This window comes from Anthropogastromicrobium aceti (genome assembly GCF_020687335.1).
GTDB lineage: Bacteria > Bacillota > Clostridia > Lachnospirales > Lachnospiraceae > Anthropogastromicrobium > Anthropogastromicrobium aceti.
In genome coordinates, this window is record NZ_JAJEQN010000010.1 from 1 (window position 1) to 22,380 (window position 22,380).

At 42.1% G+C, this 22,380-nt stretch carries 18 protein-coding genes; 3 read left to right on the forward strand and 15 right to left on the reverse strand.

The window, feature by feature from the left end; all coding sequences use genetic code 11:
* Window positions 1–268 precede the first annotated feature (268 nt).
* Together LKD48_RS05385 and LKD48_RS05390 are read right to left on the reverse strand one after the other, a co-directional pair.
* Window positions 269–2,860 (reverse strand): heavy metal translocating P-type ATPase, encoded by a 2,592-nt coding sequence (locus LKD48_RS05385; RefSeq protein ID WP_308731443.1) that lies wholly within the window; start codon window positions 2,858–2,860, stop codon window positions 269–271.
* A 50-nt stretch (window positions 2,861–2,910) separates the two neighbouring features.
* Window positions 2,911–3,222 (reverse strand): metal-sensing transcriptional repressor, encoded by a 312-nt coding sequence (locus LKD48_RS05390; protein ID WP_227102152.1) that lies wholly within the window; start codon window positions 3,220–3,222, stop codon window positions 2,911–2,913.
* A gap of 419 nt (window positions 3,223–3,641) precedes the next feature.
* Between LKD48_RS05390 and LKD48_RS05395 the strand changes: the two genes are divergently transcribed.
* Window positions 3,642–4,022: a DUF3783 domain-containing protein gene (locus LKD48_RS05395; protein ID WP_262538374.1), complete on the forward strand. Its 381-nt coding sequence runs from the start codon at window positions 3,642–3,644 to the stop codon at window positions 4,020–4,022.
* 16 nt (window positions 4,023–4,038) lie between these two features.
* Here LKD48_RS05395 and LKD48_RS05400 read toward each other — a convergent pair whose 3' ends face one another.
* The 10 genes from LKD48_RS05400 to LKD48_RS05445 all read right to left on the reverse strand — a co-directional run bounded on the left by LKD48_RS05400 (window position 4,039) and on the right by LKD48_RS05445 (window position 16,221).
* Window positions 4,039–5,943, reverse strand: coding sequence for a family 43 glycosylhydrolase (locus tag LKD48_RS05400; RefSeq protein WP_308731444.1), 1,905 nt, complete (start codon window positions 5,941–5,943; stop codon window positions 4,039–4,041).
* A gap of 33 nt (window positions 5,944–5,976) precedes the next feature.
* The gene (locus LKD48_RS05405) at window positions 5,977–6,861 is read right to left on the reverse strand and encodes a carbohydrate ABC transporter permease (RefSeq protein WP_308731445.1); all 885 of its coding nucleotides are present in this window, start codon (window positions 6,859–6,861) and stop codon (window positions 5,977–5,979) included.
* A gap of 21 nt (window positions 6,862–6,882) precedes the next feature.
* Window positions 6,883–7,788: a carbohydrate ABC transporter permease gene (locus tag LKD48_RS05410; RefSeq protein WP_227102148.1), complete on the reverse strand. Its 906-nt coding sequence runs from the start codon at window positions 7,786–7,788 to the stop codon at window positions 6,883–6,885.
* Between the two features lie 120 nt (window positions 7,789–7,908).
* The gene (locus tag LKD48_RS05415) at window positions 7,909–9,246 is read right to left on the reverse strand and encodes an ABC transporter substrate-binding protein (RefSeq protein WP_227102147.1); all 1,338 of its coding nucleotides are present in this window, start codon (window positions 9,244–9,246) and stop codon (window positions 7,909–7,911) included.
* 244 nt (window positions 9,247–9,490) lie between these two features.
* A complete protein-coding gene (locus tag LKD48_RS05420) occupies window positions 9,491–10,477 on the reverse strand; it encodes a LacI family DNA-binding transcriptional regulator (RefSeq protein WP_308731446.1) in 987 nt (328 codons plus the stop codon).
* 36 nt (window positions 10,478–10,513) lie between these two features.
* Window positions 10,514–11,170: an HAD family hydrolase gene (locus LKD48_RS05425; RefSeq protein WP_308731447.1), complete on the reverse strand. Its 657-nt coding sequence runs from the start codon at window positions 11,168–11,170 to the stop codon at window positions 10,514–10,516.
* Window positions 11,171–11,204: 34 nt separating this feature from the next.
* Entirely contained in the window at window positions 11,205–12,569 is a 1,365-nt protein-coding gene (locus LKD48_RS05430) for an MATE family efflux transporter (protein WP_308731448.1), read from the reverse strand.
* Window positions 12,570–12,664: 95 nt separating this feature from the next.
* Entirely contained in the window at window positions 12,665–13,507 is an 843-nt protein-coding gene (locus tag LKD48_RS05435; RefSeq protein WP_118613154.1) for a carbohydrate ABC transporter permease, read from the reverse strand.
* A gap of 15 nt (window positions 13,508–13,522) precedes the next feature.
* A complete protein-coding gene (locus LKD48_RS05440) occupies window positions 13,523–14,494 on the reverse strand; it encodes an ABC transporter permease (RefSeq protein WP_118613153.1) in 972 nt (323 codons plus the stop codon).
* Between the two features lie 236 nt (window positions 14,495–14,730).
* A complete protein-coding gene (locus LKD48_RS05445; RefSeq protein ID WP_308731449.1) occupies window positions 14,731–16,221 on the reverse strand; it encodes an extracellular solute-binding protein in 1,491 nt (496 codons plus the stop codon).
* Window positions 16,222–16,457: 236 nt separating this feature from the next.
* On the opposite strand from LKD48_RS05445, the gene LKD48_RS05450 reads away from it, so the two are divergent.
* Window positions 16,458–18,086, forward strand: a complete 1,629-nt coding sequence (locus tag LKD48_RS05450) for a serine hydrolase domain-containing protein (protein ID WP_308731450.1) — start codon at window positions 16,458–16,460, stop codon at window positions 18,084–18,086.
* A gap of 101 nt (window positions 18,087–18,187) precedes the next feature.
* Window positions 18,188–19,639 (forward strand): MATE family efflux transporter, encoded by a 1,452-nt coding sequence (locus LKD48_RS05455; RefSeq protein ID WP_308731451.1) that lies wholly within the window; start codon window positions 18,188–18,190, stop codon window positions 19,637–19,639.
* On the opposite strand, the gene LKD48_RS05460 is transcribed toward LKD48_RS05455, so the two are convergent.
* The 3 genes from LKD48_RS05460 to LKD48_RS05470 are packed head-to-tail and all read right to left on the reverse strand — an operon-like array spanning window position 19,615 to window position 22,374.
* A complete protein-coding gene (locus LKD48_RS05460; RefSeq protein WP_308731452.1) occupies window positions 19,615–20,577 on the reverse strand; it encodes an ABC transporter ATP-binding protein in 963 nt (320 codons plus the stop codon). The genes LKD48_RS05455 and LKD48_RS05460 overlap by 25 nt on opposite strands.
* Complete coding sequence (locus LKD48_RS05465; protein WP_308731453.1) at window positions 20,570–21,571, reverse strand: ABC transporter ATP-binding protein; 1,002 nt, start codon at window positions 21,569–21,571, stop codon at window positions 20,570–20,572. The genes LKD48_RS05460 and LKD48_RS05465 overlap by 8 nt, the downstream gene beginning before the upstream one ends.
* Entirely contained in the window at window positions 21,568–22,374 is an 807-nt protein-coding gene (locus LKD48_RS05470) for an ABC transporter permease (RefSeq protein ID WP_066559991.1), read from the reverse strand. The genes LKD48_RS05465 and LKD48_RS05470 overlap by 4 nt, the downstream gene beginning before the upstream one ends.
* Window positions 22,375–22,380 lie beyond the last annotated feature (6 nt).

Here is a 22,380-nt window from a genome sequence, read left to right on the forward strand (position 1 = left end):
CTTTCAAATCACTCATCATTATTTTTCCAGTTTATTTTTCATCCGCAGCTTTGCTGTTTCCAAACTCCAGATTGGAAGTTCCTTGGAGAACCTGGAACATTCAACTTTTTTGTTCCTTTTGTTCTCTCTGTACCCCTCTCTTTTGTTCTAGCTGTACTATAGCACGTATTGTTAGCAATGTCAAGAGTTGAGTGCTAATTTTTTGTGAAGATTTTGTGAACTAAGCCACAGGGACAGTAAAAAAGCCATTTTACCTGTCCCCAATGGTTCATTCAATTCCTTTTACAGTATAATCCTGATCCTCAACGGCCTTTTTGAGTACATCGTCTGCTACATCACTGCTTAATGTCACAACTGCTGTGCCTGCCTCGTAGCTGACTTCTGCGCTTTCTACACCATCAATTGCCTCAAGTACTTTCTTTACACGCTTCTCGCAGTGTCCACACATCATTCCTTCGATTTTCATTGTCTTTGTCATAGTTTTTTCTTCCTTTCCCTGCCCATCTATTGCACCTGAAAATTCATCTGGTGTTTCTTTCTTTTCGATCAGGCAGCCTTCAATTATATGTTTTTTTCTTTTTCTGTCATGACTTGCGTCATGCAGACGGCAGAAATTAAGCCGCAGTGCATTTGATACAACGCAAAAGCTTGAAAGACTCATTGCTGCTGCACCAAACATCGGATTTAATAGCAGTCCCCAGTGCGCATACACACCTGCTGCAAGCGGGATTCCGATGATATTGTATATAAATGCCCAGAAGAGGTTCTCGTGAATATTGCGAAGTGATGCACGGCTTAAGCGAACTGCTGCTGCCACATCAGTTAAGTTACTCTTCATCAGCACAACATCGGCTGCATCAATTGCGACATCTGCACCTGCTCCTATTGCAATTCCTATATCGGCGCGTGTCAGTGCCGGTGCATCGTTGATGCCATCACCTACCATTGCTGTCTTTCCCTTTTCTTTAAGAGCACGAATCACCTGCTCTTTTCCTTCTGGGAGAACTCCTGCGATTACCTCGTCTACACCAGCCTGTGCACCAATCGCACGGGCTGTGCGCTCATTATCGCCAGTCAGCATAACAACGCGGATACCCATATTTTGAAGCTCACGGATGGCTTTCGGGCTATCCTCCTTGATCGTATCAGCTACAGCAATGATTCCCAAAAACTTCTTATCCCTCGCGAATAAAAGAGGTGTCTTTCCACTCTCAGCAAGCAAAGCAGCCCTTTGTCTGTCAGCCTTTGATATGGTTACTCTACCAGAGATAAACGATACACTTCCGCCAAGCAGATGAGAACCTTCTATCGTTCCCTCGAGTCCATTTCCCACAAGAGCAGTAAAATTATCTGCCTGCAATGAAGCAGTATCAAGACCCTTACTTTTTCCTTCCTCAACAATTGCCTTTGCAAGCGGATGCTCACTCTTTGCCTCTAATGCAAACGCAAGGCGAAGCAGCTCATCTTGTGAAATGCCATCTGCCGGAACAATATCAGTTACCTTCGGTGTTCCATTTGTAATGGTTCCTGTCTTATCAAGCGCAACAATCTGGATCTTCCCGGTTTCCTCAAGTGATACTGCTGTCTTGAACAAGATTCCGTTTTTCGCACCGAGTCCGTTTCCAACCATGATCGCAACAGGAGTCGCAAGGCCAAGCGCACATGGACAGCTAATTACTAATACAGAAATGCCTCTTGCCAGCGCATATGCAAAGTCCTTTCCAAGAAGCAGCCAGACAAGAAGAGTCACAAGTGAAATGCTGATAACAACTGGTACAAATACACCTGAAACCTTGTCTGCCACTTTTGCGATTGGTGCCTTTGTTGCTGCCGCATCGCTGACCATCTTGATGATCTGAGAGAGCGTCGTATCATCACCTACACGTGATGCCTCACAGCGAAGATAACCAGACTGGTTAATTGTCGCTGCTGATACAAGATCGCCAGGTGCTTTATCTACAGGAATACTTTCTCCTGTCAATGCAGCCTCATTGACAGCACTATTTCCCTCAGTGACAATGCCATCCACTGGAATGCTTTCTCCCGGACGAACTGCAAAAATATCACCTTTTTTTACCTGTTCAATCGGCACAACGTTTTCTTTTCCATCTATGATCAGTGTAGCCTGCTTTGGTGCAAGCTTCATCAGACTCTTTAGGGCATCTGTTGTCTTTCCCTTTGAGCGCGCTTCAAGCATCTTTCCGACTGTGATCAGTGTAAGAATCATGGCAGCTGATTCAAAATAGAACTCGTCCATGTAGCGCATTACACCTTCCATATCTCCATGAAGCTGCGCATCTGTCATCAAAAACAGTGCAATGACACTCCATACAAATGATGCCATTGAACCAAGTGCAACAAGTGTATCCATGTTTGGTGCACGATGCCATAAGCTCTTAAAGCCGCTGATAAAAAACTTCTGATTAATGACCATAACGATTGCTGCTAAAATCATCTGCAAAAGTCCCATCGCAACATGATTTCCTTCAAACCATGATGGAAGCGGCCATCCCCACATCATATGCCCCATTGAAAAATACATCAAAACTGCCAGAAAACCAATTGACGCGATCAGACGTTTCTTTAATACTGGTGTTTCCTTATCCTTTAATGCATCCTCCTCTGCCGCATGATTTACCGATGCATTTCTTGTGTCAGAAGCACCCTTTAACGATGCTCCATATCCAGCCGCCTCAACCGCCGCAATAATGCTGTCTGGACTGGCGCTGCCCTCAACTCCCATTGAGTTTGTCAATAGACTGACGGAACAAGTGCTTACGCCTGGTACCTTTGAGACGGCTTTTTCAACTCTGCTGCTGCAGGCAGCACAGCTCATGCCTGTCACATTGTATTGTTCCATAAACATGCCCCTTTCTTTTGTAGTACTAGTTCTTAAATTCCCAACTAGCACTACTTCATTAATTTTTTGAGTGTCCCCATCAGCTCATCGATGACCTCATCCTTACCCTCACGGATGTCTCTTGCCACACAATGGCGGATGTGATTTTCCAAAAGCTCACGGTTAAAAGCGCTAAGCGCAGCGCTGACTGCAGCTGACTGAATCAAAATGTCGTTGCAATAAGCGTCCTGCTCTAACATCGACTGCAAACCGCGTACCTGACCTTCAATTCTGCGCAAGCGATTTTGGAGAAGCTTTTTTTGATCCTCATCTCGCTGTGTGTGCTTACAGTGGGGACAGACAGACTGTTCATTATATTCCATACACATAAAACCCTCCCTATATTTTTATATACCCCCATGGGGTACTTTGTTGGAGTAACTTTACTATATACCCCTACAGGGTATTTGTCAAGTGGTTTTTGTGATGCCATGGGGATTAACATTTTTGGCGCCACCATTTTATCTTAGTAACAAAAAAAGTTATCCCCACTTGTATGGGGACAACTTCAAAAATGATGGTAAAATAAATTTTAATTAGGATTACCCCCCCCTTGCGTGGGGAGTACCTAAAAAAAGCTTCACGCCTTCGGCAGATTTATGGTATGATAAAAGCAAGCGGCGCTTTCATCTCGGTCATTGAATGGCCGAGGATTCCCGCGCCAGATTCCTAAAAGAAAAAGCCTGACTCTACAACTAGAATCAGACTGCCAAATTTATATGAAAGGACTTCTACAATATTTATGGAAAAATTAATTTGCTTTCAAATTGAAAATACAAGAGAAATTGAACGTCTCGCTTCTAATATGAAGATACGAGTGATTAAGGCAGATGCTTCTATCTACAATGAAACGTTAGATAATATCGTTAATGGAAAAATTAGCTCTGTTAATAGCACTTCCTCTGCCTCTATTTCTCCTTTAATTGCCGATAACCAACTGCCCTCTGACAGCATCCTTATTTTCTGTGACCTAAGCGAAAAACACTTAAATCGTATGCTTTTCGAATTAAAAAGCCGCAAAGTCCAAATCGATTTAAAGGCAATTCTTACGCCTACTAATCGAAAGTGGACTTTGCGTCAGCTGCATGATGAGCTTAAACGTGAGCGCGCATCATTTACTTAATCACAGCATTCCCCCCTTACTCAATCACAAGTTCCATGACTACATTTTCGCTGCCTTCTGGCAGATCACGCTCTGGTGTCATCTCAAGATATGGCAGTCCATTCTTTGCCCAGTGCACACGCCTAATTCCTGGCTGACGAAATAGTGTTTTGTCGTTTTCATCATGTGGAATAGCATGATAAATCATCAAATCATCTCCTGTGTCTGGATCTTTAACAAAATTGTTGTGGCCTGGTCCATATTCACCCGGCACACTTTCTTTTGTCAAAAGCGGGTAGCTAAGCCATGTCCAGTTTTCTTCCTGCAGCAAATCTGTGCCGCTCTTTGCATGAAGCAAACCAACATCATACAGATCACCCATGCTAGTAGAAGATCCAGAAATTGTTACAAAAAGATCATCGCCGCGGCGAAGCAAATATGGACCTTCGTCTACTGGCGTCTCATAGCGATCCCAGCCATACATTGGGCGCACAACACAATGCGGCTCGCTTGTCAGCTGCCATGGCTTTTTCGGATCAACTGTTGCGATATAAACGTCAGCTGTTCCTGCCTCAAAATGTTCATCGTCTGCACCGTAGTGAATCTTACGATCAGACCACATCACATAATCTCTTCCATTATCACGAAACCATGTCATATCAAGTGAAATGCCACCCTCGGTCAGATCGGAGCCATCTATCTTAACACACTTTCTAGGTGCTTCCCATGAATTAGGATCTGCTGGATCACCATTACAGCGAAGAATAACTGATTTTACATGAATCCACTGTGCATTCTCACAGAGAGAAGTAAATAGATATAACACACCATCAATCTCATGAAGCTCTGCTGCCCATGTTCCAACAAAGTTAAGACCATTTTTCAATGGAATACGATAGATGACGGTCGGTTCAGCATCAAAGGTTCCTTCTATTGTATCTGCAATGCGAAGCTGAATGTGATGTGTGCCTGAGGACGAAAGGTAATATTTTCCATGATATTCAGTCACGCACGGATCAGACATTCCATTAAATTCAACAAGCTCATCTGGGAGAAATCTAAGCGGTATCGGAAATTTCCAACGTTTCTGCTTGATTTTTCCTGGAATTTTCCAGCTTCCTGGCTTATTCACATCTACCCTGCAAAGTGCTTCCTCGTCCCACTCAACCATCTTTTCATGTGTTGAACCATCACTGTAGACACATACTGCCTTTGGGCTGCTGCCTAATAAAGAATTGATAGATTTTCCAACAGGCCAGCTTACCTGAATGGGTTTTGTCTTTACATAGCAAATCTCGTCAAAATATTCTCTTAAAACTTGTTCCTGCTCCTTCGTAATTGCGATCACATTTCCAAGCACACAGTCTTCTGTGCCAAAACCGTCTATATGCTGTGGCAATTCCTGCTGTAAGTTAAATTGCGTTTGTGTACAACTTTCAGTTTTTTCTATTTTTTTCAAATCTTTTGTGCATGCACAAAATCTTCCTGACGCTGTCTCCCATTCCACATAATAGGATGCACGCTCTTTATCGTATCGGCAGCGTGGTCTGCGAATTTCTTCTTCGGACAGCTTCACAAAAACAGGCTCACTGTAATGAACAAGATCTGTTGATGTAAAGACCATCATGCGGCCAATATGTTTTGAATCTGGTGCATTTTGATTGCGTCTAACAGCCAGCACATAAAATATACCATCTTCTCCGCAGCAGATCCAAGGATCCACTAACGTCTTTGTAACTCCGACAAACTCATCTTCCTCAAAAGATGCCTTTGCAAATAAGATGCCTGTATTATTTCGAAGTGGTGTAAAATTCTTTCCATCCTCGCTGAGTGCCAGATGCATCGCCTGCTCCCAGTCACAATTATATCCAACATGTCCAGGGTAATTAAAATCCGGGTAGCACCCTTCTCCTTTTTTCGTATATGCAAGTAAATATGCCATCTTGTCTCCCTCTCTCAAATGTTGTTTTTGTCATTATCCCTTAATTCCGGAAGAAACCTGTCCGGCAACGAAATATTTTTGTCCAAAGATGTAAAGAACAAGCATTGGAAGCATTGATACAGCTGCCGCAGTGAATGCCAAACTATACTCAGAAGTACGATCTCCTATAAAAATAGCCAGACCATTTGACAATGTACGCATCGTGGATGCATTTGCCACAATCAATGGCCAAAGCAGGTCATTCCAGCAGTTATTAATTCCAAGAAGAAGCATTGTGATCATTGTTGGCTTTACAAGAGGCAGCATAATCTTCCAGAAAATGCCAAACTCTCCAAGTCCGTCAATACGTGCCGCATCCTCAAGCTCCTTAGGAAGCTCCTGAAATGCTGCTCTGCACAGGAATATCCAATATGCTGATGCAACCTTTGGAATAATCAGACCCCAGTAGGTATTGAGCCACTTTAAATAATAAACTTCCAAATACAACGGAACCATGATTACCTGAAATGGAATCATCATCGTTGCCAAAAACAGAAGAAATAATAAATTTTTCCCCTTAAAATTAAAACGTGCAAATGCATATCCAGCTAATGCATTGATAAACATAGAAGGGATTGTACAGCCCACTGCATAGATGACTGTATTTTTTGTCAATGTCAGAAAATCAATTCTTGTCATGACTGTTTTCCAGTTTTCAAGCAAATGGTTTGCCTGTGGAAAAAACTTCGGCGGATATTGCATAACCTCTGCATCACTCTTGAATGAGCCAAGACACATCCAAACAAGCGGTGCCAACAGCAAAAATGCAAATACACACAGGACAACAAAGACTGGAAAATATTTAATGCCGTTTTTTATCTGTAAATCAAGCGGCTTTTTATTTGTAATTAATTCCTGATTTTTCATCTTTTCTACCATGCCTTTCCAAGTTTTATTATCTTAGTCATCTGATGTCTTGTTCATAATGGTATACATGATAACAGTAATAATCATGATAAAACCAAACAAAACCTCACTCATCGCTGTTGCATATCCAGTCTTATCCAATGACTTGAACGCTGTATCATAGATATAAACAACAAGTGTGGTGGTAGAACGGCTTGGACCTCCGCCCGTCAATGTGTACACGATATCGAACATCTGCAAAGAGCCAATAATACGTGTCATAAGCAAAAACCAGAAGGATGGCATAATGCCTGGCAGAGTAACATGGAAAAACTGGCTTAGTTTTCCTGCTCCGTCAATTGCGGATGCTTCATATAGGGACTCTGGGATATTCTGAATTGCTGCCACAAGAATAATCGTTGAAATACCAAAAGTCTTCCAGATCGCAACAAATACTACTACAAAAATAGCAGAACTCGCATTATTAAGCAAATTGATATCAGAAAATCCAAGAAGCTTTAACCAATATGTGAAAATACCAATATTTGAATGAAGAACAAGCTGCCATGTAACACCTACTGTTACTGCCGATGCAATAACTGGAAGAAAATAGATACTTCTAAAAATCTTATTCTTACGTGTATTCTTTGCCAAAAGCGCAGACAGCACAACACCTATTATCATCTGCAGCGGAATCTCTGCTACGGTATATTTTAATGTAATGCCAACGCTCTGCCAGAAACGTCTGTCACCGACAATCTTTTTATAATTATCGAATCCAATAAACTCGGCAGCTGATAAATCAACACCCATCTTCTGAGTACTGATATAAAATGATGCAATCAATGGAATAATGCAAAATGCAATTATTAAAATCGCTGCCGGTGCTATAAACAGATATGCTGTTCTCTCACGCCTTTTCTCAATAGATATGTTTTTCTTTTTTCCAGTTGCGGTCATGATACTGCTCTCCCTTCTAACTCTGATGCAACGCTCCCCGATTTTGATAAAAAGTGGGGATACCGGATCATTCCGGCATCCCCACGCCTCCTGTCACCCAATCGTACCGTTTATATCGGATCAATCATAATAGTCAGCAATATAATCCTCTAAATCTGCCTGATAATCAGCAAAGAAATCCTGAACATCATCATAAGTCGGATCAGTTGGTCCATTAAATACCCAATCTTCTACATAGTCGCCCTGGCAGCTTGCTGCATCGCTATAGAACAGCGTTCCAGGTGCTGTGAACATCTGAACTTGAGCAGTCTCACTTGGTGTCAAATCAACAAGAACATCAACTGCCTGATACTCCTTGCTGTTAACAGTTGGCAGATATGCATTTAAGTAGCACATTGAAATAGACCACTCGGCATTTGGTGTTACATTGCTGTAATCAACATCCTGTGTTGTCTCACATGCTTCAAGACCGGTTCCTGTCATCCACCAGTTAATAAACTCCTCTGCTGCCTTTGCTGTCTCATCAGTAGCAGATGTAGTGATCATAAAGCTTGACATATCGCCAAGTGCATATTCCTTCTGATCTTCTCCAGTAACAGTCGGTAAGCTTGCGATACCATAATTTACACCTGATGCATCAAGTGTGCCCTTAAGCCATCCACCGTTTGTCATAAGACCAATCTGACCTGCTGCCATCATAGAGTCGATATCGGTCTCCTGTGGGTTATATCCATTGTCGTACAGATTCTTCATCCAGATCATGGCATCTGCAAATGCCTGATTGTCAAGAAGATTTGCCTCGAAACCGTCCTCTTCATTTCCAGTAATCATGTAATCTGTTCCAAAACGCTGTATTACAGACTGATTCTGACCATTGTAGCAATAGAATAAACCAGAGCCATAAATCGGGTTGTCGGCGGTAGAAAGTGCACTGATCTTCTCTGCTGCCTCTGTCCACTGATCAAATGTTGTTGGAACTTCTTCAATTCCTGCCTGCTCAAACAGATCCTTGTTGTAGTACATCATATATGTGCTGATCTGGAATGGTATTGCATAAAGTGTATCGTCATTGTAGCACATGCTCAGATATGCCGGTGAGAAATCTTCTTCTTTTAATCCTGTATTCTCCCAGATATCATCCATGGAACGAAGGTAACTCTTGTAACGTGTAATTTCGTTTGTACTCAGTAAAACGAGATCTGCTGCCTCTCCAGTTGGAAGGCTGGTCTGAAGCATATCACCGAAGGATGTTGTACGTGTCATCTCTACGTGTACAGTATCGCTCTCTTCATTAAACTTGTTTACAAGTGCTTCCAGTGTATCACCATCGCCGCCTGTCCAGCTGTTCCAAAATACCACGTTCGTTTTTCCATCATCAGCTGCTGCATTGGCAACGGTTGCCATTCCAGATGTCATAACCATACTCAGTGCAAGAGCAAAAGAAACCTGCTTTCTCATAAATAAAATCCTCCTTAATAATACTCTGACCTTAAAAGGGCAGACTTGTAGTGTTTTGTGCGTTTTGCACATCTTTTTTAAAATGTTCACGTGATCATTTGTCTATGGTTCCAATTATAATCATTTTTTACAATTTGTCAACTGGTTTTCTAGGATTTTTACGTTTTTTTTAATAATATTCCCCTGTGTCTCGAAGAAAATTCTATGCAATAAAAAGAAGGGCCATTAAGACCCCTCTAATCTCTTAAAGTGATGTGCCCTCTTCAAGATCATACGGCACCTCTATATTCATAGGAATTTCTTTTTCTTCAATTAAATCAATAACAGCATTTGCCACACTCGTTCCTATCTGATCAACATGATTATCTACTGCAGCAATGGCCTCTTCATTCCAAAAGCGATACATCAATCGGTCATATGTCATAAGACCATAATCTTTTGGCGCACGGTATCCATTCTTTTTTAAAAATTTCTGCATTGGTATGGCAAACATTTCTCCTGTACACAAAAATACTGGCTTTTCCCCTGTATTCTTTTTTAAAAACTCAAGTGCCTGCTCATTCGTATCATTTCCATACAAAATATGATAGTCACAGCCTTGCTTTTTTGCCTCTTCCTGAAAGCCAGAGGCTCTCTGGTAATGAGGAATATTAATTCGACCATCTTCTCCATACAAAGGAGGAACAACAAATACCTGCTTATTATATCCATGCGCCTTTAAAAAACGCACAACATCCTTTACAGACTTATTTTCATTTACACCTACTGTATAACTTTCAGGAAGGAGCTGATAGCCAAGGATCACATACTTCATATTCAGCTTATCAAGCCAGTCTTTAAACTCACCGCCTCTGTTAACACAGTTTAAAATCATACCGTCAACGCAATAGCCTTTCATCATCTCTATAAGACGCTTTTCTTCCTGACAATCACTATCATGTGTACAGGTGCAGACCATATAGCCGCGTGCTCTCGCCTGGCGTGTTATAGCATCGACAATCTCCGAAAAGTACAGATTTTTTATATCAGAAATCACAATACCAATCATTTTACTTTTTCCATTTACAAGACTTCGTGCGATAAGATTTGGAACGTATCCCATTTCCTGTGCCTTTTTTAAGATTTTCTCTCGCGTCTCTGGCTTCACATTCTCATTTCCGCTCAGTGCACGATTTACTGTAATTCGGGATACGCCGCATGCTTCTGCAACGTCCTTTGCTGTTACTGCCATTTTTCTAGTCCTTTTCTTTCCCTTAGAATTTTTAGCTTAGGCTTTTCCAGTAAGCAGCCTCTCTAACTCTTCCGGCGTATCTACAACACATTTTGCGCCATGCTCAAGCAAAAATTCTCTGCCTCGAAATCCCCAGTTTACAAAAATTCCATCCATACCTGCTTCTTTTGCCGTATCTACATCTACATCGGAATCGCCAATATAAACTGCCTCTGCCGCCGTCTTTTTCAATGTCTTTAGAACTTCAAAAACGCTGTCCGGGCAAGGTTTTCTTCTGATACCGTCTCGCTCACCAACGACAAAATCAAATACTTTCGGAAAGTACTGACTGCAAAGCTCCTGCACGGCAAAGTCTGCCTTATTTGAAACAACTGCCGTCTGGATGCCGCATTTACGTAGATCCTCTAACAGCTTTATAATTCCATCATAAGGCTTTGTGTGGTCTGCGCAATGTATGCCATAGTGAACCTTAAAACTCTCCAGCGTCTTTTTGGTCGCTTCCTTTGATGTTCCCTTAGGCACAGCTCGCTCAATGAGTTTTCCAATGCCGTTTCCAACAAAACAACGCACCTCTTCAAGTGTCCGCTCCGGATACCCATTTGCAGCAAGCGCTGCATTTGTGCTCTCCTTTAAATCCTCCAATGTATCAAGAATTGTTCCATCTAAATCAAATATGGCAAGTCTATAGCTCATCCTATGATTCTTCCTTTCCGTAAGATTAATGTAATTACACGCGCTTTTTCTTCCAAAGCCCCGTGCGGTATACCACATACAAAATCACAGATGACAGTGCATTGCTGACAACGACGCTATACCAGATGCTTCGAACTCCCATATGAAGCCAATGCTCGCATACATAAAGTGTTGCGAATCGAAATACCCACAGCCTCGTTGCATCAACTGCCATCGTAACTTCCGTATGACCGCTTCCCTGAAAGAGACCGCTTGTGGAATTATAAACACCATTTGTAAAGCACCATAACGCCATGATGCTAAGAAAATCTGCAGCCATAGCTATTACTTCTTCATCTGTTGAAAACAACCCTACTATCGCCTCTGATAAAAATGGACGCGATAGAATCAGTCCTCCAACAAACAAAAAAATAACACTCACACGTCTTGCGATCTTATAGCCTTTTTCAGCGCGGTCAATCTGATTAGCTCCAATGTTTTGACCAACAATTGTCGCAACTGCTGAGCCAATACCATTTGATGGCAGCGTGATAAGACCATTTACCTTGTTGCCAATTCCGTATGCTGCCATTGCTCCAGTACCATACACATAGACATTTCTGCTCATTAAAAGAAAGCCAAGCTGCATTGTACTTCCGCCGATTGCAGTCGGAAGACCAACTGTGAGAATACTCTTCATTTTGCTTTTTTCAAAGCGAAAGCCCTTTAAACGAATCCTTACACCTGTTGTATCTCTCTTTAAGATGACAAGTGAAATCATTGCTGGAACTGCCTTAGCAATAACTGTCGCAAGCGCTGCTCCTGCTGCTCCCCAGTGTATCACAATCATTAAAAGTGGGTCAAGTACAACATTAAGTAAAATTCCTGTCAGATTTAAAAACATAGGTGATACTGTATCACCTTGCGCCTGCCTAATCGCTGCAAAAATATTGACCATGTATAAAAACGGCATATCTAAAATAACAAGCCTAAGATACACATTTGCAACTTTTGCTGTCGGCTCATCTGCTCCAAGCCAGTTTACCACAGTAGGGGTAAAAATTGCAATAACTCCGGCGCAGATGATGGAAAATATCATTGCGCAGACAAAGATCTGACTTGCCATGGAGGCTGCCTCTTCTTTTTTTGATGCTCCGATAAGCTGTGCAATCAAAACAGCACCTGCCACCGTAAGTCCCGATCCAAAGTTTACCACAATTTGCTGTAGCGGCGAAACAAGATTAATTGCTGCTAATTCATTTGTTCCAAGCTGTCCGAGCCAATAAGTATCGGTCAGATTATACATAGTCTGTAAAAAACTATTGATCACAACAGGTACTGCCAGTGCGAGAATTGCCTTTCCAATACTGCCATGCAGGATCAGCTTAATATTTTTTTCGGTTACTTTTGCCTTTGCCATAACAGCCAGCCCTTCCTAAGTTCTATTCTTCAAACCCTCTTTTAATCAAAAACGGCGCTGTTATCCGAAGACAACAGCGCACCTTTTATTTGTTTTTAACCCTTTACAGCACCTACGTTAACACCCTTTACGAAGTATTTCTGCAGGAACGGATACAGAATCATGAATGGTAAAATTGCAATGATAATTGCCGCACTCTTTACGGTATTCTCAGTTGCACCGCCGTTTGCCTGCGGAAGATCACTACCCATCATGATACTTCTTAACTTCATCTGGAAGTTATAGAGAGTAGAATCAGTAATGTACAGCTTGTAGTTGGTGTAATCATTCCAGTAAGCAACTGCAAACATCAGACCGATGGAAGCAAGTGCTGCCTTGGAAAGCGGAAGTACAACCTTGATAAATGTTGCCATTGGCGTACATCCATCAAGTGTTGCTGCCTCAAACAAGCTCTGCGGAATACCCTCGAAGAAGTTTCTCATCAAAACAAGGTTATAAATATTGATTGCTGGAAGAAGTACAACGCCGAGCAGGTTATTTGTTAAACCCAAGTTTTTCATAACCAAGTAAGTCGGGATCATACCACCGTTGAAGATCATGGTAAACAGCAGGAAGTTTGCAAAGAATGTTCTTCCCGGCATATCCCACTGAATTAAAACATATGCACCAAGTGTAGAAAGTGCCAGACCAAGGAAGGTACCTGCCAGTGTTGTTCCAACGGAGATCAGAAGTGGACGATACAGAGTCGGATTTGACAGTACACTCTCATATCCAGCCAGACCAAACTGCTTCGGCCACAATCTCATACCATAAGCAGAACTTAAGTCGAAGGAATCGACTAATACCTTATAAATCGGAATCAACATGATAATGGAGATCAGAATAAAAATGATTCCATTAATTACATTAAAAAGTCTAATCTTTGGATGATCTTTCATTTGTTCTCCACCTCCTTAAACAATACCGCGTCCGTTACGAACCTTCTTACTGATATAGTTACAGATCAGTACGAGTACGCAGCCGACAAGTGACTTGAATAAACCTACCGCTGTAGTATAACCGTAATTCGGGATACCGCCGCTGTTGAAGGTCTGGTTGTAAACGTATGTCTGAATAACCTCTGCCTTTTCCATAACAGCATCATTCTGTAATACGAATACAGACTCGAACAAGTTAAGAACCTTTGCCAAGTTCAGGATGATAACAGTGATGATCGTGTTTGCCAGTGCCGGCATGGTGATGTACCACATCTTCTTCCAGCGTCCTGCACCATCAATACCAGCAGCCTCATAAATTTCCTGGCTGATACCAACAAGTGTTGCCATGATGATAATGGTCTGCCATCCTGTATCCTTCCATACGTTAATAACAAAGAATGCCGGTGTCCACCACTTTAAGCTTCCAAGGAAATAAATCTCGCTTCCTTTTTCAACCACACCGATTGAAGCAAGGAAAGAGTTTACAAGACCCTGACTTGATGGAGAAAGAATCAAGCCAAAAACAGATGCTGTAACAACCCAAGATAAGAAATGCGGCAGATAAATAATTGTCTGTGCAACCTTCTTAAAATGAACGTTTATAATCTCGTTTAATAACAGTGAAACAACTACTGCCGCAAATGTATTCAAAAGCAGCTTAGAGATACTTAAAAACAGCGTATTTTTAAATGCACGCCAGAACATTGGCTTTGAAAACAAAGTCTCAAAGTTTTTGAATCCCGTCCATACAGGATCTTTAATCAGCTTGTACTCGGTGAATGAATAAACAATACCGAACATTGGCAGATAGTAGAATACTACTACAAAGATAAATACAGGAAGGAACATCAAATAGAACCATCTGTACTTATACATCTGCTCTTTGAGTGGCTTCTTGTGTGATACAACAGTCCCGTCTGGGAGCGTTATAGTGTTCTTTTTTGCCATCGTTTTCTCCTTTTTTATTATATTTGTAAACTTAGATGCTTCGGATTTTTCCTGCATCAAAAATGATGTCAGAAATCTCACTGTATGTGCGCTTCTTCCATCTATCTGAAAGACGAAAAAAACTGCTGAGAGTCAAATTTATTGATATGCCTCCCAGCAGCTATCCGTCTGTCATACAAATCAATTGTCCTGCATACGCTTTTAACTTAGTGCATACAAGTCAGGTTTGGGACTGATTAGTTGTTCAGAGAATCAACAATCTTCTGAGACCAGTTATTTCCACCCTGCTGATCAAAGTATGCCATACCATCCTCAACGCTCATGCCCTGAGTAACAACCTTAGCGATTACTTCATTCTTAAGTGTGGTCAGATCACCGTTATACTCTGCCATCTCATCAGTGGAAACAACCAGCTGAGCCATCTTGCTGTGCTCCTGGAAAGTCTCTGCAGAAACCTTTGCCTCTTCTGCTACTGCATCTGCCTTTGGATCGTTCTCAAGCGGAGCAACTGCAAGCATCGGGTCGATGTGGTTCTTTGTATAAACAGTTCCCTCTTTCTCTCTGTTCTCTAACATATGGAACTGGCCTTCCTCGTATGTAACACCGCAAACTTCCTCAGCTGCTGTTGACCAGTGAACACCCTCTACACCATATGTCCATAAGAACTGCATATCGCCGCCATCTAACATGCTCTCGATAAAGTATTTATATACACCCTCTGGATTTGAGCAAGCCTCAGTAATACACCAAGCCGGTGCAACACGCTCTGTATAAGCGCCAAGCTCCTCGATCGGCGGGATTGCTACAAGCTCACTGTCAAGACCATTTGCCTCAAGATTTGTCTTTAAGTTGGTTGCCCATGTTCCTGCCCAGTATGTGAATACACCAAACTTATCCTCATAGAACTTGGTACGGCAGTCAGATGTTGCATTAGTCAGAGACTCCTTATCAATGTAGCCAGCCTCGTATGCACTCTTTAATCTCTCTAAAGCATCCTTCATGGAATCCTCTGTAAAGCCATCTACCCATACGCCTTCATCATTCTTGTAGAAGCTCGGGTAAGCATCCTGATAGAACTCCGGCAGATAGTTTGTATATGGAGCCTCAGTTCCGATCAGACCAGCAGAAGATACACCATATGTATCGCCGTCAACACCATTTCCATCTGGATCGCCAGTGGTAAATGCCTCAAGCATTGCCAGATACTCATCATAAGTAGTCGGAACCTCTAAGCCACAGTTATCTAACCATGCCTTCTTTACATAAGTGATGCAACCGTTTCCTCTTGCAGGAGAAATTCCGTACAGAGAACCATCAATCTTTAAACCATCGATAACGCTCTGGTCGGTAATACGATCCTTGAGCTCGGAGTTGTCATATGCTTCTGTCATATCCCAAAGAACGCCCTCTGCTGCGTAGCTAGCGTAGTATGTAGAACCTAACAGAACAACATCCGGCCAATCGCCGCCTGCGATGGTCTGACCTAATACATCATAGTACTGTGAATGGTCTGGCTGAATAATCTGAAGGTCAATACCGGTAAGCTCTTCCCATCTTGCCTCGAACTCTGCCTGTCCGTTCTCCTGTGTGAAAACGGTACCGTCAAACATTACTGTGATCTTCTCCGGCTTTTCTACCTCATCTGCCATAACAGCTGGTGCAATGCCCATAGAAGCCATTACCATTGCAGCACTTGATGCCAGTGCCATCAATTTTCTCTTCTCCATTTAGAAATCCTCCTTCAGATATACATCTGTTGTGTATCACAACATCTTTGTTTATCATTTTACTACGCAAACGATAAAATTACAAGTAGTTTTTGAATTTTTACTAATAAACGTTTTATTCCCTAATAAGTTTCCGTCACTTTTGATTCTTTTCTTTGTTTTTTCTGTGTTCTTAAATTGACACTTTCTCATTAATTCGTTATACTGAACAAAAAGAAGGAGGATTTTTGTTATTTATGAATACAATTACAAGCACCACATTTCCTGAAGCAGCAGGCATATCTGCCTCCTGCATCATTGACGCCTTACGCGAAATCGATATACGAGAAGTTTCTATGCACAGCTTTCTATTATGCAAAGATGACTGTCTTGTTGCAGAAGGCTACTATGCGCCAGTAAAGAAAAATGACCTTCATCGGATGTTTTCTGTCACAAAAAGCTTTACAAGCATCGCAATTGGACTTTTACAGGAGGAAGGCCGCCTGTCTCTTGACGATTCTATTGTAAAATTTTTCCCAGAATACGTCCCGAACGCTTCCGAGGCACATCCATGGCTTCTTGCCACCACAATCCGTGACATGCTCTCCATGCGCTCCTGCCATGCTTCAACTACTTACGATAAATTCAGCTCAAAAACAGACTGGGTTAAAAGCTTTTTTACCGTAGCTCCTACACATAAGCCTGGAACTGTATTTCACTATGATACATCTTCCTCACATACACTGTGCGCTCTTGTAGAAAAACTGACAGGCATGAAAATGCTTGACTACCTTCGAAACAAAGTTTTAAACGAAATTGGTTTTTCAAAAGAGGCCTATTGTCTTACAGATGGTTTTGGCGTTAGTATGGGCGGTTCAGGTCTGATGGCAACCTCACGCGATTTTATGCTCTTTGCACTTTTGATCTTAAATAATGGAAAGTTGAATGGAAAACAGTATATTTCAGCTGATTATATTAAAGAATCGACCTCATTTCAGACAGCAACATGTGTCACAGGTCCCGTTCCATCTGAAAGCCAGGGCTATGGATTACAGTTTTGGATTGGCGAGCATGGCTCAATTGTTTGCTACGGAATGGGCGGTCAGCTTGCTATTCTTTTGCCAGAATATAACACGGCAATCGTGACAACTGCTGACACGCAAGGCTATCAGGGCGGCAACCAGGTCATCTATGATGCAATCTTTCGCCATATCTTGCCAGAGCTTGAAAAGAAAAAGGCACCATGGACACCATCTGACGAAGAAAAACTTGCTTTTGAGCAATTTATGAGTAAGCTTGCAATGCGTCCGCTTAACCATAATAAATCTGCTTCTGAGTCATGGAACAACAAATTTGAAAATGTCAATGACATAAATACAAGTTTTTTGACCAATTTTAGGCCAATTATGTCAAGTTTTGAATGGACATATGTAATCAAAAAGGCTTCTGACGCTGCAAAGACACTTGATAAAAACATAATCAATGAAACAATTTGGGATGAGATTTCATTTGAGATGAGTGATCCACTGACGCCATCTGCGATGGGGAAAGTGGCATTAAAGTGCCATGTTTCCCCGTACAATACAGATTCCACAGTGACTTTTGAATTTGGCTTTGGTGTTTTAAAGGAAGGTACGCTTAATATGACTACTCATATGGGAAACCGTGCCGATGAGCCTGTGCCTGTTTCTATGCATTACGCAGCAAGCGCAGAATGGCTTAGCGAAAACATGCTTTATATCCGCGTTCACCTGCTTGATACCTCTGTCGGCTCTATCCATATTCAGGCTGTATTTGGTGAATCTGATGTTACTATTTTCCTTCGCAAACAAGAAGAAACGCTGTTTGGAGAGTTTTCAGGTCATCTGTATGGCACTAGACAATAATATCTATCTTTTAAGATGAATTTAAGCAAAAATAATCCATTTACAATGAGCTTTTACCATGTTAAAAAAAAGGCAGACTATAAATTAGGGAGGGAATACATATGAAACCTTCATCAAATACTGCCGACATGACAAAGGGCAGCCCAGTCAGACTAATTCTGACTTTCTCTGTCCCACTGATCATCGGCAATATCTTCCAGCAATTCTATAACATGGTGGACTCGATTGTCGTAGGAAATTTTGTAGGTGCCAATGCGCTTGGCGCTGTCGGTGCTTGCGGCTCACTAAACTGGTTGTTCTTCTCACTTTCATCTGGTCTTGGCATTGGAATTGGTGTCATTGTCTCGCAATTTTACGGTGCGAAGCGATTTGATAAGGTCAGTGAGACGATTGCAAACTCGTTCTATGTACTAATCTCGTCGGCGCTTGTTGTCAGCATTTTGTGCTACTTGATTGCGCCGGCTGTTTTAAGGCTTTTGAAGACACCAGATGACATCATTAACGACTCGATCACCTATATGAGAACGACCTGCCTAGGAATCGTTGCAATTTCTCTATATAACGGTGTCTCCTCAATCCTTCGAGCACTTGGTGATTCAAAGACACCTCTGTACTTTCTGATCCTATCAAGCATTTGCAATGTGCTTTTGGATCTCTTGTTTGTCATTAGCTTTGGCTGGGGCGTGTTTGGTGTCGCATTTGCGACGATCCTCTCTCAGGCACTATCAGCCGTAGTAAGTCTCTTCTATGCATTCAAGAAAATATCTTATTTTCATCTGACAAAGAAGCAGCTAAAGCCTGATTTTTTGATCATCAAAAACTCTTATCGACTCGGTGTTCCTATTGCCTTGCAAAGCAGCATGATCGCTGTCTCTTGCGTATTCTTGCAGTCGATTGTCAACAGCTTTGGTTCTACGGTTGTCTCTGCCTACACAATCACAAACCGAATTGAGCAATTGATCAACCAGCCTTATAACTCAATCGGCACTGCTCTTACCACCTATGCTGGTCAAAACATTGGTGCTGGGGATACTGAGCGAGTAAAGCTTGGATTCAAAAAATCAATTGGCATTATTGCTGTGTTTAGCGCAATTATGATTCCAGTTACCTTTATTTTTGGAAAAAATATCGCCGGTCTCTTTGTTAAAGAAACCGACGTCATTAATCTTGGTGCTTCTGCTTTGAAAATCACCAGTGTATGCTATTTCTTTCTTGGTATGATCTACATTCCAAGGGGCATTTTAAATGGATGTGGCGATGCTGGATTTGCGATGATCAATGGTCTAGCTGAGGTTTTCTGCCGTCTGGTATATGCCTCTGTTCTGACAAAAATTCCAAAGATTGGCTTCTGGGGCATCTGGATGACAACGGGACTTACTTGGCTGACTGTCTCGATCGTCTGCCTAATTCGATACGCATCTGGAAAATGGAAACAGAAAGCGATTCGAACAATTAAAACTCTGAATACCTACGAATTGCTCCGTTACTTCGTTTACCCTTTGAGGTCAGGCACGGATAAACTTAGTTTTCATGAACTGACCCCAATCCTGTGACATGCCGCAATGTGCACATTTTCACCTTCCCCTGAAAGTGTCTGCACCTGCGGCATTTCTGCTTTGCATCTTTCTGTGCAGTACACACATCTAGTATGAAATGGGCATCCTGACGGTGGATCGGATGGGCTTGGAATCTCACCAAAAAGCACACCTGCATTGACATCAAACAGTGCCTTTGTGTACGGATGTGCAGGATTCTTTAGAATTTCCTCGGTTGTGCCAAGCTCAACCAAATGACCTAAATACATCACGCCAATTCGGTCTGACAGATACGATACCACGCCTAAATCATGTGAGATAAAAAGAGAGGTCAGCTGATATTTTTCTTGAAGCTCACGCATCAAATTCAAAATCTGCGCCTGAACAGAGACATCAAGCGCTGACACTGGCTCATCTGCGACAAGAAATGCCGGATTCATCAAAAATGCAAGCGCAATGCTGACACGCTGGCGCTGTCCGCCGGAAAGTTCCTTTGGATAACGGTTTGCATACTCTGCATCAAGCCCAACTTCTTTTAATATTTCCTCTACCTTTGCCTTTCGCTCTTCTTTTTTCATATCTTTTCTATGAATCTTAAGCGGTTCTTCTAACAGCCAGCCAATTTTCTTTCTCGGATTAAGTGAAGAATATGGATCCTGAAAGACCATCTGAATCTCTTTTCGAAGCGGATGAAACTGCCTCTCATTCATTGAGGCGATATCCTGTCCGCGAAATAAAATAGAACCTTCATCTGGTGTAAAAAGATGAACAAGCATATTTCCGATAGTTGATTTTCCACAGCCAGACTCTCCGACAAGACCAAGTGTCTCACCCTCGTAAAGCGTCAAATTAAAATTTGATACGGCAAAAACGTCTTTTCTCTTGCCGTCATGATATGTTTTTGTCACATCTTTTAGCTCAATTAGTGGCTGTCTTTGTTTTATTTGTTCAGTCATGAGTATTGCCCCTTCCTGAGTCAAAGCTTTTATTCCAACATGCTACAGCGCGTCCCCCATCCTGCACTAGCGGCGGCACTTCTTTTTGGCACTTATTCGTACAGTACTCACATCTTTCTGCAAAGCCACAGCCTGTATTACTTCTTGCATATAATCCCGGCACACTGCCTGGTATAGCCTTTAATGGCTTTCCACGCTTTGTAATATCAGGAATAGCATCTACAAGACCTTTTGTGTATGGATGAAGCGGATTAGTTAAAATTTCATCTACCGGACCGTTCTCAACAATACGTCCCGCATACATAATGTAAACGCGGCTGCACAGACGGCTTACAACACCAAGATCATGAGAAATTAAAAGAATAGCTGTATTAGTCTTTTTATTCATCTGGCGCATCAAATCCATAATCTGCGTCTGAATCGTAACATCGAGTGCAGTTGTTGGCTCATCGGCAATCAAAAGAGCCGGATTATTTATAAATGCCATTGCAATCATAACTCGCTGGCGCTGTCCGCCAGACAACTGGTGAGGATAGCAGTCATACAGATCTTCCACATCTGGAAGACCAACACTTTTTAGCTGTTCTAAGACAAGACTCTTTGCCTCTTTTTTACTTATACCCTTTTGGTGAGTTAAAAGACTTTCGCGCACCTGTTTTCCTATCTTAATCAGTGGGTTAAGAGCTGTCATAGGCTCCTGAAAAATCATGGAGATACGCCTTCCGCGAATTGACGTCCACTCCTTTTTTGTCAGTTCATTTAAATCCTCCGGCCCATTTTCGCCATTTAAATACATGTGACCCATAATGCGTGTATTCGGCGGCTGAAGTCCTATCATAGAAAGCGCCGTGATGGATTTTCCACAGCCCGACTCTCCTATCAGTGCAACCATCTCTCCTGCATCAATGTGCATATTGAAATCTGTCACCGCCGGATACCACTTTTTTTCATGTTCAAAATCCAATGAAAAATGTTCTGCCCGAAATTCAATCATTGCTCAGTCACCTCCTGGATTCCGTCTCCAATCAAATTAAAGCTCATGACAAGCAATGTAATCACAATCGCTGGCATGGCAATGTTCCATGGTGCCATAAGAAGCGTCTGCTGGGCATCTGAAAGCATCAGTCCAAGACTTGGCTTTGGCGGTGCTACACCAAGTCCTAAGTAGCTTAATCCTGCCTCTGACATGACTGCTGACGCAAATGTTAATGATGCAGTTGCCGTCAACTCTGAGAATAAATTTGGCAAAATGTGCAAAAACATGATTCGCGGTGCAGATGCTCCTCTGACACGCTCTGCTTTTACAAAATCTGATTCACGAAGCTTTAAAAATCCGCTTCGCGCCATGCGCACAAAACGCGGAATGGACATGATTGACAATGCCAGAATCGTATTGCTTAAACCGCGTCCAAATATACACATCAGCATTAATGCAAGCAAAATTCCTGGAAATGCCATCTGTGCGTCCACGATTTTCATAATCACTTCATCAACATATCCGCCAAAATATCCAGAACAGGCACCAAGAAGCGTTCCCACAAGTCCTCCTGCTGCTACAACGACAACACCAATGCCAAATGATACCTGTATACCCTTCATTATGCGGCTCAGCACATCTCGACCAAACTGATCTGTTCCCATAAGATGTGATATGCTAGGAAGCGACAGCTTTGGTGCAAGATACATTTCTTCTGGATCATATGGCAGCCAAAATAAGCTGACGACAAGCATCCCAAGCATAATAAACGCCAGAATTGCTCCTGTAAGAAAGCTTTTATTTTTTAAATATTGTTTCATATCGTT